General features: G+C 71.1%; 7 protein-coding genes. 3 read left to right on the forward strand and 4 right to left on the reverse strand.

Annotation, left to right across the window (positions count from 1 at the left end; all coding sequences use genetic code 11):
* Positions 1-455, reverse strand: a 455-nt coding sequence (locus PO768_RS14880) for a pirin family protein (protein WP_272646676.1), incomplete at its 3' end; no start/stop codon positions are given.
* 79 nt (positions 456-534) lie between these two features.
* Here PO768_RS14880 and PO768_RS14885 point away from each other — a divergent pair.
* Positions 535-1,449 (forward strand): LysR family transcriptional regulator, encoded by a 915-nt coding sequence (locus PO768_RS14885; RefSeq protein WP_272646677.1) that lies wholly within the window; start codon positions 535-537, stop codon positions 1,447-1,449.
* A gap of 23 nt (positions 1,450-1,472) precedes the next feature.
* On the opposite strand, the gene PO768_RS14890 is transcribed toward PO768_RS14885, so the two are convergent.
* Positions 1,473-2,090: an AraC family transcriptional regulator gene (locus PO768_RS14890; RefSeq protein WP_272646678.1), complete on the reverse strand. Its 618-nt coding sequence runs from the start codon at positions 2,088-2,090 to the stop codon at positions 1,473-1,475.
* A gap of 79 nt (positions 2,091-2,169) precedes the next feature.
* On the opposite strand from PO768_RS14890, the gene PO768_RS14895 reads away from it, so the two are divergent.
* Positions 2,170-2,736, forward strand: a complete 567-nt coding sequence (locus tag PO768_RS14895; protein WP_272646679.1) for an NAD-dependent epimerase/dehydratase family protein — start codon at positions 2,170-2,172, stop codon at positions 2,734-2,736.
* Positions 2,733-3,014: a hypothetical protein gene (locus PO768_RS14900; RefSeq protein ID WP_272646680.1), complete on the forward strand. Its 282-nt coding sequence runs from the start codon at positions 2,733-2,735 to the stop codon at positions 3,012-3,014. The genes PO768_RS14895 and PO768_RS14900 overlap by 4 nt, the downstream gene beginning before the upstream one ends.
* Here the strand turns inward: PO768_RS14900 and PO768_RS14905 are convergent.
* Both PO768_RS14905 and PO768_RS14910 read right to left on the reverse strand, forming a co-directional pair.
* Positions 2,980-4,143 carry an ABC transporter permease gene (locus PO768_RS14905; RefSeq protein ID WP_272646681.1) on the reverse strand — a complete coding sequence of 388 codons (1,164 nt, stop codon included), beginning with the start codon at positions 4,141-4,143 and terminating at the stop codon, positions 2,980-2,982. The two genes, PO768_RS14900 and PO768_RS14905, sit on opposite strands and share 35 nt — an antisense overlap.
* The coding region (locus PO768_RS14910; protein WP_272646682.1) for an ABC transporter permease at positions 4,143-5,083 on the reverse strand (941 nt) is incomplete at its 5' end. The genes PO768_RS14910 and PO768_RS14905, both read right to left, overlap by 1 nt.

Here is a 5,083-nt window from a genome sequence, read left to right on the forward strand (position 1 = left end):
CCGCTGGCCCAGAGCTGCCAGGCCCCCGCGCGGCCGGCCGCCGGATAGGCGCGCAGCGCGATGCCCGGCTCGGCGCCACGCCGACGCGGCTGGAACCAGAGCTGCAGATGATGGTCCTGCAGCGTCGCGGAGGCATTCATCTGGCTGTGGGTGATGCCGCGCCCGGCATGCATCACCAGCAGCTCGTCGGGCCGGACATCGAGCACATTGCCCAGCGAATCCTCGTGGCGCACCGAGGATTGCAGCGGCATCAGCAGAATCTCCAGGTCCCGGTGCGGGTGGGGGCCGAAGCCGCTGGCCGGCAGGATGAAGTCTTCGTTCAGCGCGCACAGCGCGCCGAAGCCCTCCCGGCCGGGCGCCCGGTAGCTGCCGAAGTTGAAGCTGCAGAAGGCATCGAGCCAGTCGTTGCGGATGCGGCCGCGCTCGGCGGCGCGACGGATGTCATAGCGGTTCATGGCGCCACTCTAGAACTGACGGACAGGCAGTAGATGGTGTAATTCGTCGATTCACAAATTCCATATTGGAATCAATGCGATGAGTGCCAGCCTGCAATCCCTGCGTGCCTTTCGGGCCGTCGCCGAGCTCGGCGGTTTTGCGCGCGCCGCCGTGCAACTGGGCGTTACCGGCAGCGCGGTCACCAAGCTGGTGGCCGCGCTGGAAGCTAGCCTGGGCGTGCAGCTGCTGTTGCGCAGCACGCGCCAGGTGGCGCTGACGGCGGCAGGTGAGGCCTTTCTGCCGGACTGTGCCGAGCTGCTGGACGCGGCCGATGCGGCGCTGGCCCGCGTCAGCGCGCTCGGCAATTCGCCGAGCGGCCGGCTGCGCATCGCCTTGCCCACCTCATTTGCGCTGCGTTTTGTCGCCGCACGTCTACCCGAGTTCCTGCTGCGCCACCCGCAGCTGCGCCTGGATCTGTCGCTCAGCGACCGCTATGTCGACCTGCTGGCCGAGCGTTTCGATGGCGCGCTGCGTATAGGCAGCAGCAGGCTGGCCGACTCGAGCCTGCGGGCGCGCGCGCTCGGTCGGGTGGAGCGGGTGCTGGTGGCCGCGCCCCGCTATCTGCGCCAGGCCGCCGTGCTGGAGCGGCCCACCGATCTGGTGGCCCACAACGCCCTGGTCTATGCGCTGGCCGACGGCGGCAGCGGCAGCTGGCCCTTTGTGGTCGCGGGGCGGCCGGTGCAAGTGGCGGTGGGCGGGCAGCTGCGGGTGGACAACAGCCTGCTGCTGCGCGAGGCGCTCACGGCCGGTCTCGGGGTGGCGCTGACGCCGCGCTTCGTGGTGGACGATCTGCTGGCCAGCGGCGCCCTGCTGTCCCTGCTGGAGCCCTTCCTGCCCGCCCCGCTGACCGTGCATGCGCTGAGCACCCAGCGCCACGGCCTCGCCTCACGCGCCAAGCCCTTCTTCGATTTCATCGAGGCGCAGCTGCGTCAGGCCGGCTACGGGACGGATTGATTCACCCGGCGGCCTGGGCACCCTCAGACACTCGCGTCGCCTGACCTAACCCTGGCCAGCAGCCGCTCGACATAGGCCTCTTTCTCCCCCACCGGCGCCCCATAGTGCAGCGCCTCGCGGGTGGCGGCCTCGCCGGCTTTCTTCAGCATCACCCAGGTGGCCAGGTACTGCGAGGCCAGGCAGCCGCCGGCGGTGGCGATGGGGCCACGGGCGTGGAAGGGTTCGTCCAGCACCACGGCGCCGGCCTCGACGACCCAGGGCTTGGTCGTCAGATCGGTGCAGGCGGGGCAGTCGCCCAGCAGACCCAGGCGGGCCATCAACAGGGTGCCCGAGCATTGCGCGCCGATCAGCTGGCGCACCGGGTCCAGCTGCAGCCGGTCCAGCAGCGCGCTGTTCTCGGCGATCGCGCGGGTGTAGAGGCCCGAGCCGAACAGCACGACCTCGGCCTCGTTGGCCCACTCCAACGGCCGCTGCAGCTGCACCGTGACGCCGTTCATCGACGTCACATGGCTGCCCGGCCCGCACAGCTCGGCGCTGAAGCCCTGCGGCCGCAACCGGTTCAGCAGACCCAGCGCGATGAAGCTGTCGAGCTCGTTGAAACCGTCGAAGCTGAGGATGGCGATGCGGGTGGGGCGGAGCATGAGCCATTGTGACCTGTGCCCGCGCGCGCGCCAATGCGGCTGGCACACTGCGCTCCGAGCAAACCAGGGCCGCCCCATCATGAGCACACCGAACCGCCAGAACAAGATCCTGATCACCGGTGCCGCCGGCCGCATAGGCCGCGCCTTCTGGCGGGCGCAGCCGGACCGCTCGGCCCTGCGCCTGGCCGATATCGCCACCGCCGGCCTGGCCGAGTCCGGCGCCGAGGTGCTGGCGCTGGACATCAGCGATGCAAAGGCCTGCATGCGCGCCTGTGCCGGCATTGACACCGTGATCCATCTGGCTGCCGACCCCTCGCCGGAGGCCGACTTCATGGGCTCGTTGTTGCCGGTCAATATCGTCGGCAGCTACAACCTGTTCACCGCCGCCCGGGCCCAGGGCTGCCGGCGCTTTGTCTTTGCCAGCAGCGCCCAGGCTGTCGAGGGCTATGCGCTCGATGTGCAAGTGCAGGAGCAGATGGCGCCGCGCCCCAAGAACCTCTACGGCGCCAGCAAGGCCTTCGGAGAGGCGCTGGCCGCGCTGTTCGCGCAGGACGGCATGATGNGGCGCCGCGCCCCAAGAACCTCTACGGCGCCAGCAAGGCCTTCGGAGAGGCGCTGGCCGCGCTGTTCGCGCAGGACGGCATGATGACGACGGTGGCGGTGCGCATCGCCAATGTCGCCGAGTTTGCGCCGGGCCAGCGCCACAGCCCGCGCGATGTGGCCGCCTTCATCAGCGAGCGCGACGTGGTGCAGCTGCTGCAACGCTGTATCGAGGCCGAGCTGAGTGGTTTCAATGTGGTGCACGGCGTGTCCGACACCCGCTACAAACGCCTGGCCATAGACCAGACGCGCCGGCTGCTCGACTACCGGCCGGCCGACGACGCCTTTGTCATCCTGGAAGGCCAGGCACCGCCGCAGGACTGATCGCTCTGGGTCGGCGCCGCACTGCCCAGACCGCCAGCAGGCTGTAACCCAGCGCCTGACCGCAAAGCGCCAGCAGCTGCGGACCCACGGCGGGCAGCGGCGCGCCCATCTGGTTGAGCCGTACAAAGCCCTGGATGCCCGGCACCGCCGGGATCAGGAGCTCGCCCAGCCACCACAGCGGCGCCGGCAAGGCCTCGCGCGGCCAGGAGAAGCCGGCCAGAAAGACGATCGGCAGCGAAGTGCAGAGCAGCAGCTGCATCGCCCGCTCGCGCTCGGCCAGCAGCGCGCCCAGCGCCACGCCGGCCGCCGCGATGGCCCAGCAAAAAGGCAGCGCTGCCAAGGCCGCGCCGGCCGGGTTGCCGCCGTGGGCATAGCCGAAGAAGGGGAAGATCAGCATGAAGAACCAGGCCGCGCTGAGCAGTCCGAAGCTGGCGAAGGCCGCGGTGCGCGCACTCCAGACGGCGAGGCCCTCGGCGGGCCGCGCGCGGTCCTCGAAGCGCTGGCCCACCCACATCGCGACGCCGATCAGCAGCAGCTGCTGCACGATCAGCACCGCCACCGCCGGCACCACGGCGCTGCCATAGCCCTCATGCGGGTTGTAGAGCGCGGCCAGCTCTACATTCAGCGGGCTGCGGCTGGCGGTGGCCTGCAGCGGTGACTGGCCCTGGGCCTGCAGCTGGCGCAGCTCGATGCCGGCCGACACGGTGCCCAGCACCTCGGCAAAGCCCAGCAGCACGATCTTGTTGGCGAGAAAATAGGCGCCGTCGGCCAGCACCGGCACGACCTGACCCCGGCCGCGGCCGGCCTCGCGCTTGAGCCCGGCCGGCAGCAGCACATAGCCCTGGATCTCGCCGGCCGCCAGCGCGGCCCGGGCCCGGCCCTCATCGGCCGTCAGCAGCGCCAGGTCCAGACGCGGGCTGGCCTGGGCGAAGCGCTGGATCTGGCGGCTCAGCGCGCTGTGATCCTGGTCGACGATGGCCACCGGCACGCGCTGCAGCTGCTCGCTCGCATAAGGCCAGGGGTAGAAGAAGGAATAGATCAGCGGCGCGATCAAGAGCATCAGCAGCACGCCGGGATCGCGCAGTACCGCGCGCCAGGTGCCGACGAGTTCGCGCAGCCAGCCGCTCATCAGCGCTTGCCCCAGGCGGCCGGGTCATGGGCCACGCGCGGCAGCCGCCAGGCGGCCAGCGCCAGCAGGGCCAGCGCAGTAGCCGTCAGCGCGGCCAGCAGCGGCAGCGCGCGCTGCGCCACCCAGCCCTGCTGCAGCAGGCCGACCTGGGCCTGCATCAGCCAGGTCAGCGGCAGGGCCTCGGCCCAGAGCCGCGCGCCCTCGGGCATGGCCATCAGCGGAAAACCGATGCCGGAGAAGGCAAAAGCCGGCGCGGTGATGAAGCCGGCCGCCGACAAGGCCAGGCGCAGCGAGCGCGCCAGCAGGGCCACCGCCGCGCCCAGCGCCAGATACAGCGCCAGCAGCGCCGCATGCAGGGCCAGCAGCATCGGAGCACCCGCCGAGGGCAGCAGGCCGAGGCCCAGCAGCGCCAGCAGCAGGGCCGCATCGACCGCGCCCAGCAGCAGCCAGGCGGGCGCCAGCTTGGCCAGCAGGGCCGGCCAGACCTGAGCCCCGGCAGCGTCCAGCCAGGCCGGGCTCGTGCCGTCGCGCAGCTCGCGGCCCACGGTCCAGGCGCCGGCCACCATGGCCAGCAGATGCAGCAGGGCCGGCATCAGCGCGGTGGCCAGGAACTGCTGGTAGTTCAGCGCCGGGTTGTACTGCGAGCCCAGGCCGGCGCGCAGCGGCTCGAAGCCCTGTGTCGCGGCCTGCGGCGCCTGGCCGCGCTTTTCGCGCGCCAGGATCTCGATACCGGCCGACATCGTGCCGACCGCGCCGCGCACATCCTTCTGGATCAGGCCCGAGTGGGTCGCGAACTGGGCGTTGTGCAGCAAGGTGACGCTGGCGGCCCGGCCGCTCTTGAGTTCGCGGGCCAGGCCTGTCGGGATCACCAGCACTGCATAGACCGCGCCGCCCTGCAGCGCGGCCCGGGCCTCGGCCGCATCGGCCAGCGGCCGGGCCA

The sequence above is a fragment of the Paucibacter sp. XJ19-41 genome, from assembly GCF_028462495.1.
Classification (GTDB): domain Bacteria; phylum Pseudomonadota; class Gammaproteobacteria; order Burkholderiales; family Burkholderiaceae_C; genus Roseateles_E.